Raw genomic sequence first — 22,292 nt, 5'->3', positions numbered from 1 at the left:
TGAGACCATGATAGATTTTGGAACAATTGCGACGGCGATGGTGACACCGTTTGATAAGAATGGGAATATCGACTTTGCAAAGACAACAAAACTGGTAAATTATTTAATTGATAACGGTACAACAGCAATCGTTGTAGGAGGAACGACTGGAGAGTCTCCTACATTATCATCAGAAGAAAAAGTAGCGTTATATCGCCATGTTGTATCTGTTGTCGAGAAAAGGGTGCCCGTAATTGCTGGAACAGGTAGCAATAATACACATGCTTCTATTGAATTAACGAAAAAAGCAACAGAAGTTGGTGTCGATGCAATTATGCTAGTTGCACCGTATTATAATAAACCGAGTCAAGAAGGAATGTATCAGCATTTTAAAACAATTGCTGAAAGTACAGTACTTCCGGTTATGCTATACAATGTTCCAGGACGATCTATTGTACAAATCTCCGTTGATACAGTTGTTCGTTTATCACACATACCAAACATTGTTGCAATTAAAGATGCTGGCGGCGATGTATTAACGATGACAGAAATTATTGAAAAAACAGCGGACGACTTTGCTGTATACAGCGGTGATGATGGTTTAACGTTACCAGCAATGGCGGTTGGGGCAAATGGCGTTATCTCTGTTGCATCTCATGTGATCGGAAATGAAATGCAAGAAATGATTGCTGCATTTCAAGCGGGAGATTTCAAAAAAGCACAGAAATTGCATCAATTACTTGTAAGAGTAACGAGTGCCCTATTTATGGCACCAAGCCCAACACCAGTAAAAACAGCGTTACAAATGCTTGGATTGGACGTAGGATCTGTTCGTTTACCTCTTCTTCCATTAACAGAAGAAGAACGAATAACATTACATGGTGTAATGCAGGCGATTCCTCGCTAATAAGAAAGTGGCTTAGTAAAAAACTAAGTCACTTTTCTTTTCCTCAATTATTTCCTTATATCAATATAAATAACATCTCTTATTTCCCATTACAAATAGGCAATAAGACCACTGCCTTAACGTTTTCCAGCGTGAAAGAAGTTAGATGAAGGAGGAAAAAAACCTCACTGATGGAAGTTTCACTTCATATGAAATTCAGATGCTTCTTTTCTCTTTCTCACAATTTAACTTGTGTTCTATTTCTTGTATCAGTTATAATATGGCTAAGTAGCTTAGTACGGGTATGCTTAGCAAAATTGGGAAAATTAAGGTTTAATGGAATTTCTATATCATATCGCATAAGATATTTGATTTATATAATGAAAGAGAGGTGAAACCTGGTTTAAAAACGAAAAAGAACATGATATCGCATAACGGTAAGGACATTCGTCTTGGACGGTGAAAATATGGTGGTTGTAGAGTTTCCCCTGGTGTCTCTACGATTTTAGTGAAATCAGTGTTTGCAAGATTTTTAAACCAGGCAACAACATGAAGAGAAAAGAGATTGATGCTATAAAAGTATTTGCGCTCGGTGGCGTAGGTGAAATCGGGAAAAATATGTATTGTGTGGAAATTGATTCTGAAATTTTCATCGTAGATGCAGGATTAATGTTCCCGGGAGATGAAATGTTTGGCATTGATATTGTTATTCCAGACATTACATATTTAGTAGAAAATCAAGATCGAGTAAAAGGCTTATTTATCACACATGGACATGAAGACCATATTGGCGGTATTGTTTATGTCTTGCGAAAACTATCTATTCCTGTGTACGGAACAAAATTAACGTTAGGTCTTATACAAGAAAAACTTGGTGAAGCAGGAATGCTGGGGCGTGTAGACTTAAAAACAATTGATTCGAATTCTACAGTAGAATTTAATACGACAACGGTTTCATTTTTCGGAACAACGCATAGTATTCCGGATTCAGTTGGTGTGTGCTTCCATACATCACAAGGTGCTATTGTGTATACAGGAGATTTTAAATTTGACCAAACACCAATCGGCAACAATGGGGCAGATCTTGGAAAGATGGCGCAAATTGGAAATGAAGGTGTTCTTTGTTTATTATCTGATAGTACAAATGCTGAACGTCCTGGTTATACAGGATCTGAAAAAGAAGTTGGCGTAGAAATTTCAAAAGTATTTTATAATGCAGAAGGACGCATTATTGTTGCTTCTTTTGCATCTAACGTACATCGCATTCAACAAGTATTTGATGCAGCTGCCGAAACTGGACGTAAAGTAGCCGTTGTTGGTCGTAGTATGGTGAAAGTAGTGGATATTGCGAGACGTCTTGGCTATTTAGAAGTTCCAGAGGGTATGGTCATTTCATTGCAAGAGGTTGATAATTTCCCTGAGAAAAAGGTAGCGATATTAACGACTGGTAGTCAAGGGGAACCAATGGCAGCCCTTTCACGTATGGCAAAGCAAGCTCATAAACAAATTTCTATTCGTAAAGGTGATACAGTTATTATTGCAGCTTCTCCAATTCCAGGAAATGAAATATCAGTATCTAAAATCATTGATTTACTATTTCGAGCTGGTGCAGAAGTTATATATTATGGAGAAAGAAAAGTGCATGTTTCTGGTCATGGCAGTCAGGAAGAGCTTAAATTAATGTTGAATTTAATGAAACCGAAATATTTTATACCCGTACATGGTGAATTTCGCATGCAAAAAGCACATGCATATTTAGCGGAAGATGTGGGCGTCTTAAAAGAAAACATCTTTATCGTAGAAAAAGGCGATGTAATTGCATTTGAAGGTGAAGAAGCAAAGCCAGCTGGTAAGGTACAAGCGGGCAATGTTCTTATTGATGGATTAGGGGTAGGCGATGTTGGAAATATCGTCTTGCGCGATCGGAAAATGCTATCACAAGACGGAATTTTAGTAGTGGTAGTAACGCTTGGAAAAGATGAGAAGAAAATAGTCTCTGGACCAGAAATTATTTCACGAGGTTTTGTCTATGTTCGTGAATCTGAAGCATTAATTGAAAGATCTACAGATATTGTACGTACAATTGTAGAACAATCGATTAAAGAATATTCAATTGAATGGTCCATGCTAAAACAAAATATTCGTGAACTGTTAGGTCAATTCCTATATGAAGAAACGAAGAGAAAACCGATGATTTTACCAATTATTATGGAAGTATAATGAAAGCTGCCTTTACGGGCGGCTTTTTCTTTTTCTCCTCTATCGAATGAAATTTATAACTTAAGAGATAATAGTTGTATACGAGCGAAAGGGGATGCGATATGACAGAACGTGATGGTTTCACAAATGAAGAGAAAGAACCTGATGCGAAAGAGGCATCAGTGTTAGAAAAAATTCAACAGCTTGGTCAAACGAATGTTCCACAAATGAACGAGTCGCGCATTCATTGTTTAACAATCGTTGGACAAGTTGAAGGGCATGTCCAGTTACCACCACAAAATAAGACAACCAAATACGAACATGTGATACCACAAATTGTGGCGATTGAACAAAACCCAAAAATTGAAGGGTTGCTTTTATTGCTTAATACAGTAGGCGGCGATGTAGAAGCAGGTTTGGCGATTTCCGAAATGGTGGCTTCGCTCTCAAAGCCAACTGTATCTCTTGTTTTAGGTGGAGGGCATTCGATTGGTGTACCAATTGCGGTATCAACAGATTATTCGTTTATTGCAGAAACTGCTACAATGACAATTCATCCAATTCGTCTGACGGGTCTTGTCATTGGTGTGCCGCAAACATTTGAGTATCTGGATAAAATGCAAGAACGCGTTATTAGGTTCGTAACAAAACACTCAAAAGTGACGGAAGATCGTTTTAAAGAGCTTATGTTTGCGAAGGGTAACTTAACACGCGATATTGGGACAAATGTTATTGGAATAGATGCAGTGAAGTATGGTTTAATAGATGATGTCGGTGGTATTGGGCATGCGATTCGGAAATTAAATGAATTAATAGATATACGAGCAGAGATGAATCAGGAAGGGAAGTTGCTACAATGATTTTATATACAATTATGCCAGAGCAACTTGTTTATCCGGCCGACTATTCGCAGTGTGCGCAGCAAAAAATAGTGAATGTAAACGGTATAGAGATGGTCGTGTCCGAAGAAAATGGACAGCAGTATTCCATTGTTCGTGTACTAAGTACGAATCCCTCTCATTATTTACAATTTGAGCCTGGACAGAAAATAACCTTTTAGAAGATGTTCAAAAAGTCCGGTAAAGATAGCTGCCCTATTTCGTCGTTACGTTGCCAGTCCGGTACTCATGTAGTTCTAGCTACACTCCGTATCCTTCTGGCTTCCGTGCCTCGAATTGCTTGGCTCTCTTTATCCTCCTTTTTGAACACGTACTTTTAGCAAAAAGCAGGATTTTGTTCAGAAGCTATGGTATAATATAAAAAACAAGACGGTTGAGCAGCCATGATTAGGCTGCTTTCTTCTGTCTATTTTGCATTTCAAAAGAAGTGTGAGACATACATAGATGGTGAAAGGCTGTTTGGAAAAATCAGATTGATGTGGCGAACGATATATATAGAATACTTTCTATGAACGAAACTTTTACTTTATTTAGGAATTTGAGGTGAAGAAATGGCAAAACAAAAGCAAAGAGGGACGAAAGCAAAAGCAAGACGTACGATAAAACCAACTTTGTATTATGAAATCGTCGGTTTGACTCTTTTTGCACTTTCAATTATTACAATTTTACAGCTAGGTGTTGTAGGTAAAGCATTTGTGTTATTTTTTCGCTTTTTCTTTGGAGAATGGTACATAATTGGCGTGCTAGGTGTAATTGCATTATCAATTGCATTTGTCATAAAACGAGCATGGCCAAATTTATTAAATAAGCGATTAATTGGCGTATATTTAATTATATTAGCGATATTAATGTTTAGTCATATTACATTATTTAACCTTCTCTCAAAAGAGGGAACAGTAGAAAATGCATCTGTGATTGTTAGTACGAAAGATTTATTTTTTTATGAGATGAAAAAAGGTGTAGAATCTGTTCATCTAGGCGGTGGTATGTTTGGTGCCCTTATGTTTGCAACATGTTACTTTTTATTTGATGAAGTAGGAGCCTATATCGTTGGTATTATTCTTGTTATTCTTGGTATACTTTGTATTACGAACAAACATATCGGAGAAGTACTTGCTCCGATTGGCCGGATATTACGAAGTCAGTTTCAAGACATGCAGGGAGATTATAAAGACTGGAGAACGAAACGTGCTGCTGAGCAAACAGAAAAGAAAAAAACAACAAGGCGTACGCATAGTGAACGACGTCATGACGTTCAAGAAGAAATTGATGAGCCGATAGAAGAAATAGAAATCGGACCACCTATTATTTCGAATTTTACAGAGAATTATCCTGTAAGTGAAGAGAAAGATAAGGATAACAAAAATGAAAACAATTTAATTGCTCCGCCGCATATGGTGGAGGAAGAAATTCCTCCTGTACAAAAAGAGCAACCGCAGAAAAAAAGAGGAGAAAAAATTGTTGAGTCTCTTGAAGGAGAAACAAAAGCACCACCGATGCAATTTGCAAATGTGGAAAATAAAGATTATGAGCTCCCATCTTTAGATATATTGAAGTTTCCAAAAAATAAACAAGTTTCAAATGAGAATGAGAAAATTTATGAAAATGCCCGTAAGTTGGAACGCACCTTCCAAAGTTTTGGTGTAAAAGCAAAAGTAACGAAAGTGCATAAAGGTCCTGCGGTTACGAAATATGAAGTTTATCCCGATATGGGGGTTAAAGTAAGTAAAATTGTAAGTTTAAGTGATGATTTAGCCCTTGCGTTAGCTGCAAAAGATATTCGAATTGAAGCACCAATTCCCGGGAAATCAGCAGTGGGGATTGAAGTGCCGAATTCAGAAGTTGCGATGGTAACACTTAGAGAAGTACTGGATTCGAAAGCAAACAATCATCCAGAAGAAAAGTTGTTAATTGGTCTTGGTCGTGATATTACCGGTGAAGCCGTGTTAGCGCGCTTAAATAAAATGCCCCATCTATTAGTAGCTGGAGCAACTGGTAGCGGAAAAAGTGTATGTATCAATGGTATTATCGTTAGTATTTTAATGCGTGCAAAACCGCATGAAGTAAAATTAATGATGATTGATCCGAAAATGGTAGAGTTAAATGTGTATAATGGTGTCCCGCATTTATTAACGCCCGTTGTAACGGATCCGAAGAAAGCATCACAAGCACTGAAAAAAGTTGTCAGTGAAATGGAGCGCCGCTATGAATTGTTTGCTCATAGTGGTACGCGTAATATTGAAGGGTATAACGAATACATTAGAAACCATAATGAGCAATCAGAAGCAAAACAGCCAGAGCTTCCATACATTGTTGTTATTGTGGACGAGTTAGCAGATTTAATGATGGTCGCCTCTTCTGATGTAGAAGATGCGATTATGCGTCTTGCGCAAATGGCACGTGCTGCTGGCATTCATTTAATTATTGCGACGCAGCGTCCGTCTGTTGACGTTATTACCGGTGTTATTAAAGCGAATATTCCATCTCGTATTGCCTTTGCGGTTTCTTCGCAAACTGATTCTCGGACGATTCTTGATGGCGGGGGCGCAGAAAAACTATTAGGACGCGGAGATATGTTATTTATACCAATCGGTGCTTCAAAACCAGTTCGTGTACAAGGTGCATTTTTATCAGATGATGAAGTAGAAAGAGTAGTGGAGTACGTTGTTGCACAGCAAAAAGCACAATATCAAGAAGATATGATTCCACAAGATGTACCAGATACAAAGCGAGAAGTAGAAGATAGTTTATATGATGAAGCAGTTCAACTTGTTGTAGAAATGCAAACGGCGTCTGTTTCTATGTTGCAGCGTAGATTCCGAGTTGGATATACGCGTGCGGCACGCCTCATTGATGCAATGGAGATGAACGGTGTAGTTGGACCATACGAAGGTAGCAAGCCAAGAGAAGTATTGATTACAGATATACAAGAAAAAAGTTCTTAATAAAAAAGCCCAATTGTTTATACAATTGGGCTTTTTTATATGGTAATTTTGTTATATACTATAGTCATTCAGGAAGAAAGGGCTTTCAATCAAAAGGATATCTTTAGAATACGAATGCTTTTGTTCTTATCTTGAAAAACGTTCGATATTTATCTTGGAAAAGTGTCGAATTATGTTGACACATATTGGGACAAGTGGTACGATTACTTCGAAAAGAATCAGTACCTCATATAATCTTGGAAATAAGGTCCATAAGTTTCTACCTAGCAACCATGAATTGCTGGACTATGAGGGGAAAAGTATGTAACAAAGGATGTAAGGATCTTTGTGCCTAACTTTTTCTCTACAAGAGAAATGTTGGGTGCAAAGTTTTTTTTATAAAATAAAGATAGAAAATTTCGCCTTACAAAATTATTAACACTTATTCGACAAATCATTATTTTCTATTTTAATTTAGAACGATTCATACTATATGATCTGTTGAAAAAAGAGAACAGAAGTCTTACATCAGAGGTCGAATAATTGGAATGCGGGGGAGTCTTATGTCAGTCAAATCCGATAGTCGACACTTATATTTACGGGTGATCGACCACATTAAAGAAAAAATCAAAAGCGGGGCATATAAAGAGAAACAGAAGTTGCCTTCAGAATTTGATTTAGCGAAAGAACTCGGCGTAAGTAGAGCTACTTTACGTGAGGCATTACGTATTTTAGAAGAAGAAAATGTTGTCATTCGAAGACATGGTGTTGGTACTTTTGTGAATGCAAAACCTTTGTTTTCTTCTGGAATTGAACAGCTTTCAAGTATTACAGATATGATTACCAGTGTGGGGAAAACACCAGGAACAATCTTTTTATCGTCATCTACTACGAGCTTAACAGAAGAGGAAAAAGAAAAGTTTAATAGTGAAGAAGGCTTTGAGGCGTTAATGATTGAACGTGTTCGTACAGCAGACGGGGAACCTGTTGTCTATTGCATTGATAAGTTAGCAAAAGAAGTATTACCAAATTTATCGGAATACAATGAGGAATCGCTTCTTACAGTCATACACAATAATACGCATAAACGCATTACATATGCGGTTGCTCATATTGAACCGATGGGCTATCATCCGAAAATATCGCCGATTTTACAATGTGGACCAGAAACAGCGCTACTTATTTTAAAGCAAATGCACTATGATCAAAATGATGAAGCAATCTTATATTCTATTAATTATTTTAGAGCAGATAAATTTAGCTTCCACGTATTAAGAAAGCGTATGTAATATGTCCTTTTTTAGGGAGGTGACAGCAAGAAGAAGGGGACAATGGCATATTAGTAGATAGATATATAAATTAGGAGGGGTTTCTAGTATGAAGAAAAAAGTAGGTATTTTATTATCATTAACGTTAGCAGCGAGTGCAGTATTAGGTGCATGTGGTAATTCGGATAAGGCAAGTGACGAAAAAGCGGATAAAAGCTTCAAAGTTGGTATGGTTACAGACGTTGGGGGCGTAGATGATAAATCATTTAACCAATCCGCTTGGGAAGGTTTAACGAAGTTTGGTAAAGACAACGACTTGAAAAAAAATGAAGGATATCGTTACCTTCAATCAAGCAAGGATTCAGACTATATTCCAAACTTAACAAAGTTTGCGAAAAGTAATTATAATGCAACGTTCGGTATTGGATTCTTAATGCAAGAGTCAATTGAAAAAGTAGCAGATCAATATCCAAAACAACAGTTTGCGATTGTAGATACAGTTGTCGAAAAACCAAACGTAACAAGCATTACATTTAAAGACCATGAAGGTTCTTTCCTTGTTGGAGCTGTAGCAGCAATGACAACGAAATCAAATAAAGTTGGATTTATCGGTGGAGTGAAAAGTCCATTAATTGAGAAATTTGAATCTGGATTTAAAGCTGGTGCTAAAGCGGTAAACCCTAACATTGAAATTGTTGCACAATATGCAGATGCATTTGACAAACCGGAAAAAGGCTCTGTATTAGCATCAGCAATGTATGGTCAAGGCATTGACGTAATTTATCATGCTTCTGGTGCGACTGGTAACGGTGTATTTACAGAAGCGAAAAACCGTAAGAAAAAAGGTGAAAACGTTTGGGTAATCGGAGTTGACCGTGATCAAAATCAAGAAGGTATGCCTGAAAACGTAACTTTAACTTCTATGGTAAAACGTGTTGACATTGCAGTTGCGAAAGTAGCACAAGAAGCAAAAGATGGTAAGTTAAAAGGTGGAAAAATAGAAGAGTTTGGTTTAAAAGATGACGGTATTGGTATTGCGAAAACAACTGATAACGTGAAAAAAGTAAATCCGGAAATTTTAACAAAAGTGGAAGAGTTTGAAAAGAAAATCACAGATGGTGAAATTAAAGTACCAGCTACTCCAGAAGAGTACAAAACATATGAAGCCTCTCTTAAAAAATAATTATAGAGAAATAGCAAAGGTTAGTTCTTAGAACTAACCTTTGCATATATAAAGTGTGTACTAGGATTGCTGTTAATAGATTGTAATAGGGGAGTGTTCCCTGCTAAAAGGAGGAACAATATGGAATACGTAATTGAGATGAATAATATTACAAAAGTATTCCCAGGAATTGTAGCGAATGATAATATTACGCTGCAAGTAAAACAGGGAGAAATACATGCTTTACTTGGAGAAAATGGTGCAGGGAAATCAACGTTAATGAATGTACTATTTGGTTTGTATCAACCGGAGCAGGGAGAAATTAAAATTAAAGGGAAATCTGTAAAAATTACAAACCCTAATATTGCAAATGACTTTGGTATTGGTATGGTGCATCAGCATTTTATGCTTGTTCATAATTTTACAGTTACAGAGAATATTATTCTAGGAAATGAACCGAAGAAAAAAGGGAAGATTGCCATTGATGAAGCGGCAAAAGAAATTAAAAAGTTATCTGAACAATACGGTTTAGCGGTGGATCCATATGCAAAAATTGAGGATATTTCTGTTGGGATGCAGCAGCGTGTGGAAATACTAAAAACGCTCTATCGTGGTGCGGATATTTTAATTTTTGATGAGCCGACAGCTGTATTGACACCTCAAGAAATTCATGAACTGATTCAAATTATGAAAAAACTTGTGCAAGAAGGCAAATCTATCATTCTTATTACACATAAGTTAAAAGAAATTATGGAAGTTTGCGATCGTTGTACGATTATTCGTAAAGGTAAAGGAATTGGAACTGTTGACGTTGCACATACAGATGAACATAAACTTGCAGAATTAATGGTCGGACGTCAAGTGAATTTTAAAACAGAAAAGTCAGACGCCAAACCTAAGGAAGAGGTACTTTCTATTGCAAACCTTGTGGTTCATGATGCACGTCAATTGCCTGCTGTAAAAGGGCTTGACTTAACTGTTCGTGCAGGAGAAATTATCGGTATTGCAGGGATTGATGGAAATGGACAAAGTGAACTAATAGAAGCGATTACTGGTTTACGAAAAGTTGAGTCAGGTTCTATTGCAATTAGAGAGAAGGAAATAACAAATTGGCCTGTTAGGCGGATTACAGAAGAGGGTATCGGTCATATTCCGGAAGATCGTCATAAACATGGTCTCGTTCTCGATTTTTCAGTAAGAGATAATATGGTTTTACAAACATATTATAAAAATCCATTTTCTAATAAAGGGGTTTTGAACTTCGCCAAGATTGCTGAAAAGGCAAAAACGCTTATTCAACAGTTTGATGTGCGTACGCCAAGTGAACAAACGTTAGCTCGAGCATTATCTGGTGGGAATCAGCAGAAAGCAATTATTGCACGTGAAGTAGATCGTGACCCGGATTTATTAATTGCAGCACAGCCAACACGTGGTTTAGATGTGGGAGCCATTGAATTCATTCATAAAAAATTAATTGAGCAGAGAGATAAAGGAAAAGCAGTGCTTCTTCTTTCGTTGGAACTTGATGAAATTTTAAATGTGAGTGACCGAGTTGCTGTTATTTATGAAGGAAAAATCGTTGCTATTATTGATGCGAAAGAAACGAACGAGCAACAGCTTGGTCTTTTGATGGCTGGGGGAACAGGGAAAGAGAAGGTGAATACAAATGGCTAAAAAATTTTTAACGGAGCGAACGATTAATATTTTAGTTCCAGTGTTATCCGTTATCTTTGGTTTGCTTGTTGGTGCCATTGTCATGTTAGTCAGTGGATACGATCCAATTGTCGGCTATACAGCGTTATGGGAAGGTATGGTTGGAAATCCGCAGGCTTTAGGTGAAACGCTTCGTACGATGATTCCACTTGTTTTGGCTGGTCTTTCTGTTGCATTTGCGTTCCGTACTGGACTATTTAATATCGGTGTTGAAGGCCAACTATTAGTGGGTTGGCTTGCAGCGGTTTGGTTTGGGTATGCTGTTTCATTACCAGCATTTCTCCATATTCCCTTATCGATTCTAGTTGCAGCAATTGTTGGCGGACTTTGGGGCTTTATTCCTGGATATTTGAAAGGGAAATTTAAGGTCAATGAAGTTATTGTGACTATTATGATGAACTATATTGCACTTTATGTCACATATGACCTTATTAAACGCTTTTTACATGAAGCAAATGAGAAATCATATGATATACAGTCGAGCGCATCATTATCATCTGAGTGGTTATCCTCTTTAACGGAAGGATCTCGTCTTCACTGGGGAATTGTAGTTGCGATTCTAGTTGCAATTCTCATGTGGTTCTTATTAGATCGAACCACTTTAGGGTATGAATTGAAATCAGTTGGATTTAACCAACATGCTTCTCAATATGCTGGTATGAAAGTATCTCGTAACGTTATATTATCGATGACAATTGCTGGCGCGTTTGCAGGAATCGGCGGTGCAATGGAAGGGCTTGGAACATTCCAAAATATGACGGCGATGTCTTCATTTACGGGAATTGGATTTGATGGAATCGCAGTAGCGCTTCTTGGAGGAAATAATCCATTTGGTATTTTACTAGCAGCATTATTATTCGGTGGTTTAAAAAGTGCAGCACCACAAATGAACTTCGAAGCAGATGTTCCGTCTGAGTTAATTAATGTAATCATTGCATGTATTATCTTCTTTGTTGCTTGTAGTTATGTTTTACGGTGGGCGCTGACACGCATGAGCAAGGAGGGGAAATAAATGAGTTTCCTAGATATTTTAGCCATTCTTGTGACAGGTACGTTATATACGGCAGCGCCACTTATCTTTACAGCGCTCGGCGGAGTGTTTAGCGAAAAATCCGGTGTTGTAAATATTGCTTTAGAAGGGTTAATGTTATTTGGTGCATTTGTTGGTATTGTTACAACCTTGTTAATGGGTGATACGTGGGGTCCAATGACGCCTTGGATTGCGCTTGTATTTGCTGCAATTGGCGGTGGACTATTTGCTCTTCTTCATGCGGTTGCATCCATTACATTCCGTGCTGATCAAGTGGTAAGTGGGGTTGCCATTAACTTTTTAGCACTCGGTTTAACGGTCTTTGCAATTAAGAAGATATTTGGTAAAGGACAAACTGATTTTATTCAATATCGTATTGAAAAAATTGATGTTCCAGGACTTTCTGATATTCCGGTCATCGGAAAAATCTTTTTCTCCAATGTACCATTAACATCGTATATTGCCATTATTTTAGCATTTGTTGTTTGGTACATTATTTATAAAACTCCATTTGGTCTTCGCCTGCGTGCTGTTGGTGAGCATCCGATGGCGGCGGATACGATGGGGATTAATGTGTACAAGATGCGTTATATCGCTGTTTGTATTTCAGGAATGTTTGCTGGGGTTGGTGGTGCCATCTTTGCAATGTCAATCTCAAATAACTTTTCAGGTGCAACGATTACAGGACAAGGATTTTTAGCGTTAGCAGCTATGATTTTTGGTAAATGGAATCCGCTCGGTGCTCTTGGTGCTGCTCTGTTTTTCGGTTTTGCACAATCTCTTGGTGTAACAGGTGGTACGATTCCTGTATTAGATCAAATTCCAAGTGTTTTCTTAACAATATTGCCATATGTATTCACGATTTTAGCACTCGTTGGTTTTGTAGGACGTTCAGAAGCTCCAAAAGCACTTGGAACGCCATATGAAAAAGGGAAACGATAAAGGCCTCTTGCAGTTAAAAGTATTTGTAATAAAAAATAAGATGTAAAAAGCTCGCACATTAGTGCGAGCTTTTTTACATACAATATGTCTAATACAGTAAAATACCTTTTATACGATACTTACATTATAAGAGATGATGTGATAGTAGAATAAAGTGAAAAGGTAAGAAAAGTTGCTTTTTCTTTTCTAAAAACTGTATATTGAAGAGGAATATTCCTACATATGTAAAGGAGGGCTATATAATGAAATTAATGGAACAGCAAATGCATGAACTAGGTGGTTTGCGTGTACATATTATTCCAACAGACAAATATAAAACGAATACCTTTGTATTTCGCTTAAAAGCACCTTTAAACGAGGAAACGGTGACAGAGCGAGCGCTATTGCCATATGTATTACAAAGCGCAACAGAAAAACTACCATCTGTTATTCGCCTTCGTCAATATTTAGAGGAATTATACGGTTCGTCCCTAGCGGTGGATGTAAGTAAAAAAGGGGAAGATCATATTATCTCTATTTATGTAGACGTTGCAAATGAAACGTATTTACAAGATGCACCGCCGCTGTTTGAAAAAGCACTTGCCATGCTGTCGGATATTGTATTACATCCGGCAACAGAAGGAAACGGCTTTCTGCAATCGATTGTAGAAAGCGAGAAAAGGGCTCTTGTGCAGCGAATTGAAGCTACATATGATGATAAAATGCGTTATGCAAATGAACGATTAATAGAAGAAATGTGTAAAGTGGAACCATATCGTTTAAGTGCGAATGGACAAAAGGAGCGCGTAACAAGTATAGCCAGTGAAACTTTATATCAATATTATCAAAAAGTGTTAGCAGAAGATGAAATGGATTTATATATCATTGGTGATATTGGAGAAGATGCAATTGATCTTGTAGGTAAATATTTTTCAATTTCGCCTCGTGCGCTGAAAGAAAAAAATGTCCTTCTTCATAAAAGAAATAATGAAGAACAAGAAATAGTGGAGAAACAAGAATTAAAGCAAAGTAAATTAAATATTGGATATCGCACGTACATTACGTACCGCGATGAAGATTATTTTGCACTGCAGTTGTTCAACGGTTTATTTGGAGGTTTTTCACATTCGAAATTGTTTGTCAATGTACGTGAAAAAAACAGTTTAGCGTATTATGCAGCATCTCGCTTTGAAAGTCATAAAGGACTCCTCTTTGTTATGTCTGGAATTGAGGCGAAAAATTATGAAAAAGCAGTTACGATTATTAAAGAGCAGATGAAAGCGATGCAAAATGGTGATTTTTCAGAAGAGGAAATGAAACAAACAAAAAGCGTGATTCAAAATCAAATTTTAGAAGCAATTGATACACCTCGCGGTTTCGTTGAGCTCCTTTATCATGGTGTCATTGCAGAACGTACGCGTCCGGTAGAGGAATGGTTAACGGGAATTGAGCGTGTTACAAAAGAAGATGTTGTAAAAGTTGCGAATAGCATTGAGTTAGATACCATTTACTTTTTACACGGAACGGAGGGAGAATAAATGGAAAAAATCGTTTATGAACAATTAAAAGAAACACTCTATTATGAAAAGCTCCCGAATGGATTAGAAGTATACATTTTACCAAAACAGGGTTTTAATAAAACATTTGCAACATTTACAACAAAATACGGTTCCGTTGATAATACTTTTGTTCCACTTGGAAAAGAAGAAATGGTGCGGGTGCCGGATGGAATCGCCCATTTCCTTGAGCATAAGTTGTTTGAGAAGGAAGATCATGATGCGTTTCAACTGTTTAGTAAACAAGGGGCTTCTGCTAATGCATTTACGTCATTTACGAGAACGGCCTATTTGTTTTCGTGTACATCAAATGTCGAAACAAATTTAAATACATTATTGAATTTCGTACAGGAACCTTATTTCTCTGAACAAACCGTTGAAAAGGAAAAAGGAATTATCGGTCAAGAAATTCAAATGTATCAAGATAATCCAGATTGGCGCTTATATTTCGGCTTAATCGATAGCTTATTTGTCAAACATCCGATTAAGATTGATATTGCAGGAACGATTGAGTCCATTAGCAACATTACAAAAGACTTATTATATGAATGCTACGAGACGTTTTATCATCCGAGCAATATGCTGATGTTTGTTGTAGGCGCAATTGACCCGGAAAAAACAATGGATTTAGTACGTGAAAATCAGGCGAAGAAAGATTATAAAAACCAACCAGAAATCGTTCGTTCTTTTGAAGAAGAACCAGAAGAAGTAAATGAGAAGAAAATGGTCATTTCCATGCCTGTTCAAACTCCAAAATGTTTAGTTGGTGTGAAAGCGAACCAACTAAAACAAAAAGGGGATGAACTTTTAAAACAGGAGATTGCATTGACACTGCTTTTAGATTATTTGTTTGGTAAAGGTTCTACGCATTATGAATCTTTATATAATGAAGGTTTAATTGATGATACGTTCGCTTATGATTACACGGAAGAAAGTAATTTTGGCTTTGCAATGGTTGGAGGAGACACGAAACAACCCGACGAGTTAGCAAATCGTTTAATCAGTATTTTGCTGGAAACAAATTATGATGAGTTAAGCGAAGAAACGTTAGAACGTGTAAAGAAAAAGAAAATTGGTGGCTTTTTACGCTCGCTCAACTCGCCAGAATATATTGCAAATCAATTTACACGGTATGCTTTTAATGGCTCTAGTTTATTTGATGCACTTTCGACTTTAGAGAGCTTAACGGTTCGAGATTTGCAAGAAGTAGCAAAAACATTCTTATCAGAAGAAAGAATAAGCGTTTGCCAAGTATTGCCGAAGAAATAAAGTCATCAATGTGGGCCTTTCCTATATTGATGGAACAACGAATGGATTTAAGAGAGGAAAGACATGAAAAAGTTTGCATTAGTGACTGGGGGAAGCGGAGGAATTGGCTCCGCAATTACAACACAGTTAATTGAAGATGGTTATACAGTATATGTTCATTACAATCGAAGTGAAGAGAAAGTCAAAGAATTAGAGCTGCGGTTTGGTACGATTATTCCAGTTCAAGCGAATTTGGCAGCGCCAGATGGTGCAGATAAGCTTTGGGCACAAATTCATCATCCAATTGACGTCATTGTGTATGCAGCTGGAAAAAGTATATTTGGGTTAGCGACAGATGTTACAAATGAGCAATTGAATGAAATGGTGGAATTGCAGGTGAAAAGTGTATATAAACTTCTGTCATTTGCACTTCCATCAATGATTCGTATGCGTTATGGAAATATCGTTATCATTTCATCTATATGGGGGCAAATAGGGGCTTCTTGTGAAGTACTATATTCTATGGTAAAAGGTGCACAAAATTCTTATGTCAAAGCCTTGGCAAAAGAAGTTGCTTTAAGTGGTGTACGTATAAATGCAGTAGCTCCAGGAGCAATAGAAACGGAAATGTTAAGCGTGTTTTCACAGGAGGATAAGAAAGGGATCGCGGAAGAAATTCCGGCTGGACGATTAGGAGTGCCAGAAGAGGTTGCAAAAACCGTCTCTTTCCTTGTTTCCCCGCACTCTTCCTATATAACAGGACAAATTATTGGAGTCAACGGTGGCTGGCATTGTTAAAATAAAAAATAAGTACATAAAAAGCAAGAAATTGTACAAATTAAGCATGATTCTATTACTTAATAGTGAGGTGCTTAAACATGTCAGTATTAGATAACTTTGAACAATGGAAAGGTTATTTAGGAGAGCGTCTAGAGCAAGCGCAAGGAAAAGGTCTTGATGGTGGTGCCGTTTCAGATATGGCATACCGCGTTGGAGATTATCTTGCAAATGAAGTAGAGGCACGCAATGACCAAGAAAAGCTTTTAGCAGAGCTTTGGAAAGTTGCTGATGAGCAAGAGCAGCATACAATTGCGAACTTAATGGTGAAATTTGTACAACATAAGTAAAAGAGAGAGGAGAAAATCCTCTCTTTTTTTTGAGCGATAGAAAATACTGTGATTCGATTGTACATTTATCTTCCCTATTAACGTAAAATCATATAATATAGTACGTAGGTGTAAAGTAAGCAAGGGGAGTGGTCTTGGATGATTGAATGGTATTTTGAATATGAAATACATAAAAACCGACCTGGCTTGCTTGGTGACGTTTCTTCGTTAATCGGTATGCTTGGCATTAATATTGTCACAATTAATGGTGTAGATAATGCTCGACGTGGATTGTTGCTTATGTGTGATAATCAAGAGCAAATTTCTAGACTTGAATCAATTTTGAATACGATGGATAATATAACGGTAACGAAATATCGTCCGCCGAAGCTTCGGGATAGGTTGGCAATTCGGCACGGCAGGTACATACAACGAGATGCAGATGATAAAAAGACATTTCGTTTTGTACGTGATGAATTAGGATTACTGGTGGATTTTATGGCAGAATTGATGAAAAAAGAAGGCCATAAACTCATCGGGATTCGAGGTATGCCTCGCGTTGGGAAAACAGAATCTATCGTTGCTGCAAGTGTTTGTGCAAATAAGCGTTGGCTGTTTGTTTCATCAACGCTCATTAAACAAACTGTACGTAGTCAACTGATTGAAGATGAGTATAGCGACGATAATATTTTTATATTAGATGGAATTGTTTCAACAAAGCGTGCGAATGAAAGGCATTGGCAGCTTGTTCGTGAAATTATGAGATTACCAGCAACAAAGGTTGTCGAACATCCAGATGTATTTGTGAGTCAATCAGAATATACACTTGATGATTTTGATTATATTATTGAATTGCGTAACGATTATGATGAAGAAATTGAATATAATTTAGTAGATGAAATTGAGCAAGGAACGCAAAATAATTTCTCTATGTTTGACTTTTAAAGAAATATTGAGGTGTTAGCAGTGACGGAATTAGGACAAAAGCTGAGGGAAGCAAGAGAAGCGAAAGGCTTTTCTATTGATCAGCTACAGGAAATTACGAAAATTCAAAAACGATATTTAGTGACGATTGAAGAGGGCGATTACAGTATATTGCCTGGTGCTTTTTATGCACGTGCGTTTACTAAACAATATGCGGACGCCGTTGGTTTGAACGGGGAAGAGTTGTTGGTAGAGTATCAAAGCGTAGTACCACAATCAGTATCTCATGATGTACCACAAGTATCAAAAGGCCAAAAAACACAAGAAACAATGCAAAAAGCAACATCACTTCCAATTGCAGATCACATGCCAAAGATTTTGATTGCATTGTTAGTGATTGCAGTCGGGGTTGCGGTTTGGTTTATTTTCCAAGCATTGGCTGGAAAAGATGAGGTACAAGTAAAACAAAGTAAAAGTGAACAAATAGAAGTAGAGAAAGTAAAAAACTCTCCGCTTGATGAAAAAAAAGATGGAGTAAAAGCGGAAGAGCCTAAAAAAGAAGAACCTAAAAAAGAAGAACCTAAAAAAGAAGAGCCACCAGCTTCAACACAAGAGGAAGTTAAAGTTGTTGGAACAAGTGGAAAGACATCTACTTTAGAAATTCATAATAATAAAGCATTGCAGCTGGAAATTACAGCAAAAGGTGCAAGTTATGTAGATATTAAAAATGGTGGTGAAAATGTCATTTTTAATGGCACGTTACAAGAAGGCCAGACAGAACAACGTGATTTAACAACAGAAAAAGAAGTGCGCCTTAACATTGGAAGTGCACCGAATGTTGAAATTAAACTGAATGGCCAAGTTGTTGCTTTCCCATTAGATCCAGAAAAAGAATATCATCAAAGATTGGTGATTAAAAACTTAGGGACAGAGCAACCAGCACAATAATAGTCATCGCTTCGATGACTTTTTTGCAATGAACGAATGTTTTTGACATGATGGAGGAATAGCTGTGAATTTACCAAATAAAATTACAATATCTCGAATCTGCCTTATTCCAATTTTTCTAGTGATTATGCTTGCTCCTTTTAATTGGGGAACTTATTCAATTGGAAATATGGATTTACCAATTCAGCATTTAGCAGGAGCGATTATTTTCATCATTGCTTCAGCTACCGACTGGATTGATGGACATTATGCAAGAAAACACAATCTTGTGACGAGTTTAGGGAAGTTTTTAGATCCTTTAGCAGACAAATTATTGGTATCTGCCGCATTAATCACACTTGTGGATTTACATTATGTGGCAACATGGATAGCTATTGTTATTATTAGCCGTGAGTTTGCGGTTACGGGACTACGTCTTGTATTAGCTGGTACTGGAGAGGTGGCAGCTGCAAAGATGCCTGGAAAAATAAAAATGTGGATGCAAGTGATTGCAATTTCTGCATATCTACTCCATGATGTACCATTTAATCTACTTCATATTCCAGTTGCGGAGATTACAATTTGGATTGCACTTATTTTTACGGTTATTTCAGGATGGGATTATTTCTGGAAAAATAGAGCTGTGTTTATGAATTCAAAATAACAGCTTATGGGGGAATCGGAATGAATGCCGAAATTATTGCGGTTGGAACAGAATTATTACTCGGGCAAATCACAAATACAAATGCGAAATTTTTATCTGAGAAGTTGGCCTTACTTGGAATTAATGTCTATTATCATACTGTTGTAGGTGATAATAATCACCGCTTACAAGAAGCAATTCAAATTGCTGAGAAGCGGGCAGATATGTTAATTTTCACTGGAGGATTAGGGCCGACAAAAGACGATTTAACAAAGGAAACGATCGCATCTTCCTTACAAGAAGAACTTGTGTATGACGAAGTAGCACTAACGTCAATTGGCGCGTATTACAAGCGTACAGGGCGTGAGTTTACAGAAAATAATAAGAAGCAAGCGCTTGTTTTAAAAGGGTCGACTGTATTTGCAAATGATCACGGTATGGCCCCAGGTATGGGGTTGACCAAGAACGAGAAGGTATTTATTTTATTACCAGGTCCACCGAAAGAAATGAAGCCGATGTATACAAGTTATGTAGAGCCGTTTTTACGTAACTTTACAACTGGTGAACATATATATTCCCGCGTTCTCCGCTTTTTCGGCATTGGAGAATCTCAACTAGAAGTGAAAGTTCAAGATTTAATTGATAACCAAACAAATCCAACGATTGCGCCGCTTGCTTCTGAAGGGGAAGTAACACTTCGCCTGACTGCGAAACATCATGATGCTGAGCAAGCAGAAGTGTTGATTCAGTATGTGGAGGATTTGATTTTAGAAAGAGTAGGGGAATTCTTCTACGGATATAATCAAGATTTGCTTCATCATAAAGCGATTGCTCTATTGAAGCAAAAAGGGTTAACGTTAGCATGTGCGGAAAGTTTAACTGGTGGCCTTTTTGGCGATCAAGTGATCGAAAGTGCTGGTGTATCTTCTATATTTAAAGGCGGCGTGATCTGCTATCATAACGATGTGAAGCAACACATTTTGCAAGTACCAGAGGAAACATTACAAACAGTGGGCGCTGTCAGTGAACAATGTGCTCGATACCTCGCTGAAAACGTTAAAAAACTTTTGAATGCAGATATTGGTATTAGTTTTACTGGAGTTGCAGGTCCGGATGCTTCAGAAGGAAAAGATCCGGGGACTGTTTTTGTTGGCTTAGCAATAGAAGGGGAACCAACGCTTGCTTTTCCACTTATATTAAGTGGAAGCCGCCAGCAAATTCGAGAACGTTCTGTAAAATATGGGTTTTATCATTTATACAAAAAGCTAGAAGAGATGTAAGTCTCTTTTAGCTTTTTTTGTGGCTGAAAATAAGACATTTCTCTAGAAAAAATAAAAAAATCGAATAAACGTTCGATTTTTGTTGGCAAATTGAAACGAAAATAGGTATAATAAGATTAGCAATAACGTTAAGGAGGAATTTGAATGAGTGATCGTCAAGCGGCATTAGATATGGCGTTAAAACAAATAGAGAAGCAATTCGGTAAAGGTTCTATTATGAAATTGGGGGAGCAAGCAGAACGTAGAATTTCTACGATTTCAAGTGGCTCGTTAGCACTTGATGTAGCTCTTGGTGTCGGTGGCTACCCACGAGGCCGTGTTATTGAAATCTATGGGCCTGAAAGTTCAGGTAAAACAACAGTTTCGTTACATGCGATTGCAGAGGTGCAACGTCAAGGTGGACAAGCAGCATTTATTGATGCAGAGCATGCGATGGATCCGGTATATGCACAAAAATTAGGTGTTAATATTGATGAATTACTATTATCACAACCAGATACAGGTGAACAAGGTTTAGAAATCGCAGAGGCGTTAGTACGAAGTGGGGCAGTTGACATTATCGTTATTGACTCTGTAGCAGCTCTTGTTCCAAAAGCGGAAATTGAAGGTGAAATGGGTGACTCTCACGTTGGTTTACAAGCACGTTTAATGTCACAAGCGCTTCGTAAGCTTTCAGGTGCAATTAACAAGTCTAAAACAATCGCTATCTTTATTAACCAAATTCGTGAAAAAGTTGGGGTTATGTTTGGAAATCAACTAAAAGTTGCTTAATCGTAAAAGATTAAGGAGTTTACTATGGGTTTCCCTTGCTAGTGATAGCATGTTAAAAAACCTTGTGAACCTTATTGCCTAGGGGTGTGGCGATACAGCTGCTAACGGTGAAGCCCTCCAAATATAGGGTAATACCGTGCCAAGCTTCATACCTTGTATGAAGAAGGTGTAGAGACTACCGAAAAGGACTTTTAAAGTTAACTGAGTAGGGTACGGCAGAAGATAGGCTCCTGCTGGAAGTGCAAGGCTCTCTGTAAAGAGATGAAGAGATAGTCCACACTATAGAAATGGAAAATCTATAGCAAATGCCAGAAACAACTCCAGGTGGTCGTGCGTTGAAATTCTATTCAACAGTGCGTCTTGAAGTGCGTCGTGCTGAGCAGTTAAAACAAGGTAACGACATTGTTGGTAATAAAACAAAAATAAAAGTAGTGAAAAATAAAGTGGCACCTCCTTTCCGTGTAGCAGAAGTTGATATTATGTACGGAGAAGGGATTTCAAGACAAGGTGAGATTTTAGATATGGCTTCTGAACTTGATATTGTCCAAAAGAGTGGAGCATGGTATTCCTATAATGAGGAGCGCTTAGGGCAAGGTCGTGAAAATTCAAAGCAATTTTTAAAAGAAAATCCAGAGCTAACAGATGAAATTGCATTCTTTATTCGTGAGCATCATGGTATTGGTGAAGGATCTAATTCTGAAAGTGGAGAAGATACCGATCTTTCTAATGAATAAAAGACACGATTTCGTGTCTTTTATTTTTTTTATCATGGAATATATAGGGTGAGTGTCAGAGGTAATAAATAAGGAATTAATAAGGCGAAATGGGAGGGAAATCCCTCAAAAAGTCCGAATTT

The 22,292-nt window shown here is 37.4% G+C and carries 18 protein-coding genes, 2 pseudogenes and 1 riboswitch; all 20 genes and pseudogenes read left to right on the top strand.

The features are described 5' to 3' along the window. The first annotated feature begins 7 nt into the window (after window positions 1-7). On the top strand, window positions 8-886 hold the full coding sequence (dapA, locus tag QUF99_RS20005; RefSeq protein WP_289372276.1) for a 4-hydroxy-tetrahydrodipicolinate synthase: 879 nt from the start codon (window positions 8-10) through the stop codon (window positions 884-886). A gap of 528 nt (window positions 887-1,414) precedes the next feature. Next, a complete protein-coding gene (locus QUF99_RS20000; RefSeq protein WP_289372274.1) occupies window positions 1,415-3,085 on the top strand; it encodes a ribonuclease J in 1,671 nt (556 codons plus the stop codon). A gap of 101 nt (window positions 3,086-3,186) precedes the next feature. Next, window positions 3,187-3,924 (top strand): ClpP family protease, encoded by a 738-nt coding sequence (locus QUF99_RS19995; RefSeq protein ID WP_289372273.1) that lies wholly within the window; start codon window positions 3,187-3,189, stop codon window positions 3,922-3,924. Beyond that, on the top strand, window positions 3,921-4,124 hold the full coding sequence (locus tag QUF99_RS19990; protein ID WP_289372272.1) for a YlzJ-like family protein: 204 nt from the start codon (window positions 3,921-3,923) through the stop codon (window positions 4,122-4,124). Before QUF99_RS19995 ends, QUF99_RS19990 begins: the two co-directional genes overlap by 4 nt. Before the next feature lie 390 nt (window positions 4,125-4,514). Continuing rightward, a complete protein-coding gene (locus tag QUF99_RS19985; protein WP_289372271.1) occupies window positions 4,515-6,908 on the top strand; it encodes a DNA translocase FtsK in 2,394 nt (797 codons plus the stop codon). A 206-nt stretch (window positions 6,909-7,114) separates the two neighbouring features. Beyond that, window positions 7,115-7,216, top strand: a riboswitch (purine riboswitch). Window positions 7,217-7,450: 234 nt separating this feature from the next. Then, a complete protein-coding gene (locus QUF99_RS19980; protein ID WP_286121497.1) occupies window positions 7,451-8,176 on the top strand; it encodes a GntR family transcriptional regulator in 726 nt (241 codons plus the stop codon). A gap of 88 nt (window positions 8,177-8,264) precedes the next feature. Continuing rightward, window positions 8,265-9,338: a BMP family lipoprotein gene (locus tag QUF99_RS19975; RefSeq protein WP_289372269.1), complete on the top strand. Its 1,074-nt coding sequence runs from the start codon at window positions 8,265-8,267 to the stop codon at window positions 9,336-9,338. A gap of 120 nt (window positions 9,339-9,458) precedes the next feature. Then, window positions 9,459-10,991, top strand: a complete 1,533-nt coding sequence (locus QUF99_RS19970) for an ABC transporter ATP-binding protein (RefSeq protein ID WP_289372268.1) — start codon at window positions 9,459-9,461, stop codon at window positions 10,989-10,991. Next, window positions 10,984-12,042 carry an ABC transporter permease gene (locus QUF99_RS19965; RefSeq protein ID WP_286121494.1) on the top strand — a complete coding sequence of 353 codons (1,059 nt, stop codon included), beginning with the start codon at window positions 10,984-10,986 and terminating at the stop codon, window positions 12,040-12,042. Before QUF99_RS19970 ends, QUF99_RS19965 begins: the two co-directional genes overlap by 8 nt. Beyond that, window positions 12,043-13,002, top strand: coding sequence for an ABC transporter permease (locus QUF99_RS19960; protein ID WP_289372266.1), 960 nt, complete (start codon window positions 12,043-12,045; stop codon window positions 13,000-13,002). Window positions 13,003-13,244: 242 nt separating this feature from the next. Beyond that, complete coding sequence (gene yfmF, locus QUF99_RS19955; protein ID WP_289372265.1) at window positions 13,245-14,519, top strand: EF-P 5-aminopentanol modification-associated protein YfmF; 1,275 nt, start codon at window positions 13,245-13,247, stop codon at window positions 14,517-14,519. Then, the gene (gene yfmH, locus QUF99_RS19950) at window positions 14,520-15,806 is read left to right on the top strand and encodes an EF-P 5-aminopentanol modification-associated protein YfmH (protein WP_289372264.1); all 1,287 of its coding nucleotides are present in this window, start codon (window positions 14,520-14,522) and stop codon (window positions 15,804-15,806) included. Between the two features lie 63 nt (window positions 15,807-15,869). Further along, window positions 15,870-16,583: an elongation factor P 5-aminopentanone reductase gene (gene ymfI / locus QUF99_RS19945; protein WP_289372263.1), complete on the top strand. Its 714-nt coding sequence runs from the start codon at window positions 15,870-15,872 to the stop codon at window positions 16,581-16,583. A gap of 80 nt (window positions 16,584-16,663) precedes the next feature. Further along, window positions 16,664-16,912 carry a DUF3243 domain-containing protein gene (locus tag QUF99_RS19940; protein WP_289372261.1) on the top strand — a complete coding sequence of 83 codons (249 nt, stop codon included), beginning with the start codon at window positions 16,664-16,666 and terminating at the stop codon, window positions 16,910-16,912. 138 nt (window positions 16,913-17,050) lie between these two features. Continuing rightward, on the top strand, window positions 17,051-17,836 hold the full coding sequence (locus QUF99_RS19935) for a DUF3388 domain-containing protein (RefSeq protein ID WP_289372259.1): 786 nt from the start codon (window positions 17,051-17,053) through the stop codon (window positions 17,834-17,836). A gap of 21 nt (window positions 17,837-17,857) precedes the next feature. After that, a complete protein-coding gene (locus QUF99_RS19930) occupies window positions 17,858-18,763 on the top strand; it encodes a helix-turn-helix domain-containing protein (protein WP_289372256.1) in 906 nt (301 codons plus the stop codon). 64 nt (window positions 18,764-18,827) lie between these two features. Further along, the gene (gene pgsA, locus QUF99_RS19925) at window positions 18,828-19,406 is read left to right on the top strand and encodes a CDP-diacylglycerol--glycerol-3-phosphate 3-phosphatidyltransferase (protein ID WP_289372254.1); all 579 of its coding nucleotides are present in this window, start codon (window positions 18,828-18,830) and stop codon (window positions 19,404-19,406) included. A 20-nt stretch (window positions 19,407-19,426) separates the two neighbouring features. Next, window positions 19,427-20,665 carry a competence/damage-inducible protein A gene (locus tag QUF99_RS19920; protein WP_289372251.1) on the top strand — a complete coding sequence of 413 codons (1,239 nt, stop codon included), beginning with the start codon at window positions 19,427-19,429 and terminating at the stop codon, window positions 20,663-20,665. Window positions 20,666-20,809: 144 nt separating this feature from the next. Continuing rightward, a pseudogene (recA, locus tag QUF99_RS19915) lies at window positions 20,810-21,418 on the top strand (recombinase RecA); the annotation flags it as partial. A gap of 326 nt (window positions 21,419-21,744) precedes the next feature. Beyond that, a pseudogene (locus QUF99_RS19910) lies at window positions 21,745-22,170 on the top strand (recombinase RecA family protein); the annotation flags it as partial. Window positions 22,171-22,292: the final 122 nt, after the last annotated feature.

This window comes from Bacillus sp. DX4.1 (assembly GCF_030348195.1).
Classification (GTDB): domain Bacteria; phylum Bacillota; class Bacilli; order Bacillales; family Bacillaceae_G; genus Bacillus_A.
This window is presented reverse-complemented; position numbering and strand designations above follow the sequence as displayed.

Bases quoted from the DNA above. Each gene is read 5' to 3' on its own strand.
- dapA (WP_289372276.1), top strand. From the start codon at position 8: ATGATAGATTTTGGAACAATTGCGACGGCGATGGTGACACCGTTTGAT.
- QUF99_RS20000 (WP_289372274.1), top strand. From the start codon at position 1,415: ATGAAGAGAAAAGAGATTGATGCTATAAAAGTATTTGCGCTCGGTGGC.
- QUF99_RS19995 (WP_289372273.1), top strand. From the start codon at position 3,187: ATGACAGAACGTGATGGTTTCACAAATGAAGAGAAAGAACCTGATGCG.
- QUF99_RS19990 (WP_289372272.1), top strand. From the start codon at position 3,921: ATGATTTTATATACAATTATGCCAGAGCAACTTGTTTATCCGGCCGAC.
- QUF99_RS19985 (WP_289372271.1), top strand. From the start codon at position 4,515: ATGGCAAAACAAAAGCAAAGAGGGACGAAAGCAAAAGCAAGACGTACG.
- QUF99_RS19980 (WP_286121497.1), top strand. From the start codon at position 7,451: ATGTCAGTCAAATCCGATAGTCGACACTTATATTTACGGGTGATCGAC.
- QUF99_RS19975 (WP_289372269.1), top strand. From the start codon at position 8,265: ATGAAGAAAAAAGTAGGTATTTTATTATCATTAACGTTAGCAGCGAGT.
- QUF99_RS19970 (WP_289372268.1), top strand. From the start codon at position 9,459: ATGGAATACGTAATTGAGATGAATAATATTACAAAAGTATTCCCAGGA.
- QUF99_RS19965 (WP_286121494.1), top strand. From the start codon at position 10,984: ATGGCTAAAAAATTTTTAACGGAGCGAACGATTAATATTTTAGTTCCA.
- QUF99_RS19960 (WP_289372266.1), top strand. From the start codon at position 12,043: ATGAGTTTCCTAGATATTTTAGCCATTCTTGTGACAGGTACGTTATAT.
- yfmF (WP_289372265.1), top strand. From the start codon at position 13,245: ATGAAATTAATGGAACAGCAAATGCATGAACTAGGTGGTTTGCGTGTA.
- yfmH (WP_289372264.1), top strand. From the start codon at position 14,520: ATGGAAAAAATCGTTTATGAACAATTAAAAGAAACACTCTATTATGAA.
- ymfI (WP_289372263.1), top strand. From the start codon at position 15,870: ATGAAAAAGTTTGCATTAGTGACTGGGGGAAGCGGAGGAATTGGCTCC.
- QUF99_RS19940 (WP_289372261.1), top strand. From the start codon at position 16,664: ATGTCAGTATTAGATAACTTTGAACAATGGAAAGGTTATTTAGGAGAG.
- QUF99_RS19935 (WP_289372259.1), top strand. From the start codon at position 17,051: ATGATTGAATGGTATTTTGAATATGAAATACATAAAAACCGACCTGGC.
- QUF99_RS19920 (WP_289372251.1), top strand. From the start codon at position 19,427: ATGAATGCCGAAATTATTGCGGTTGGAACAGAATTATTACTCGGGCAA.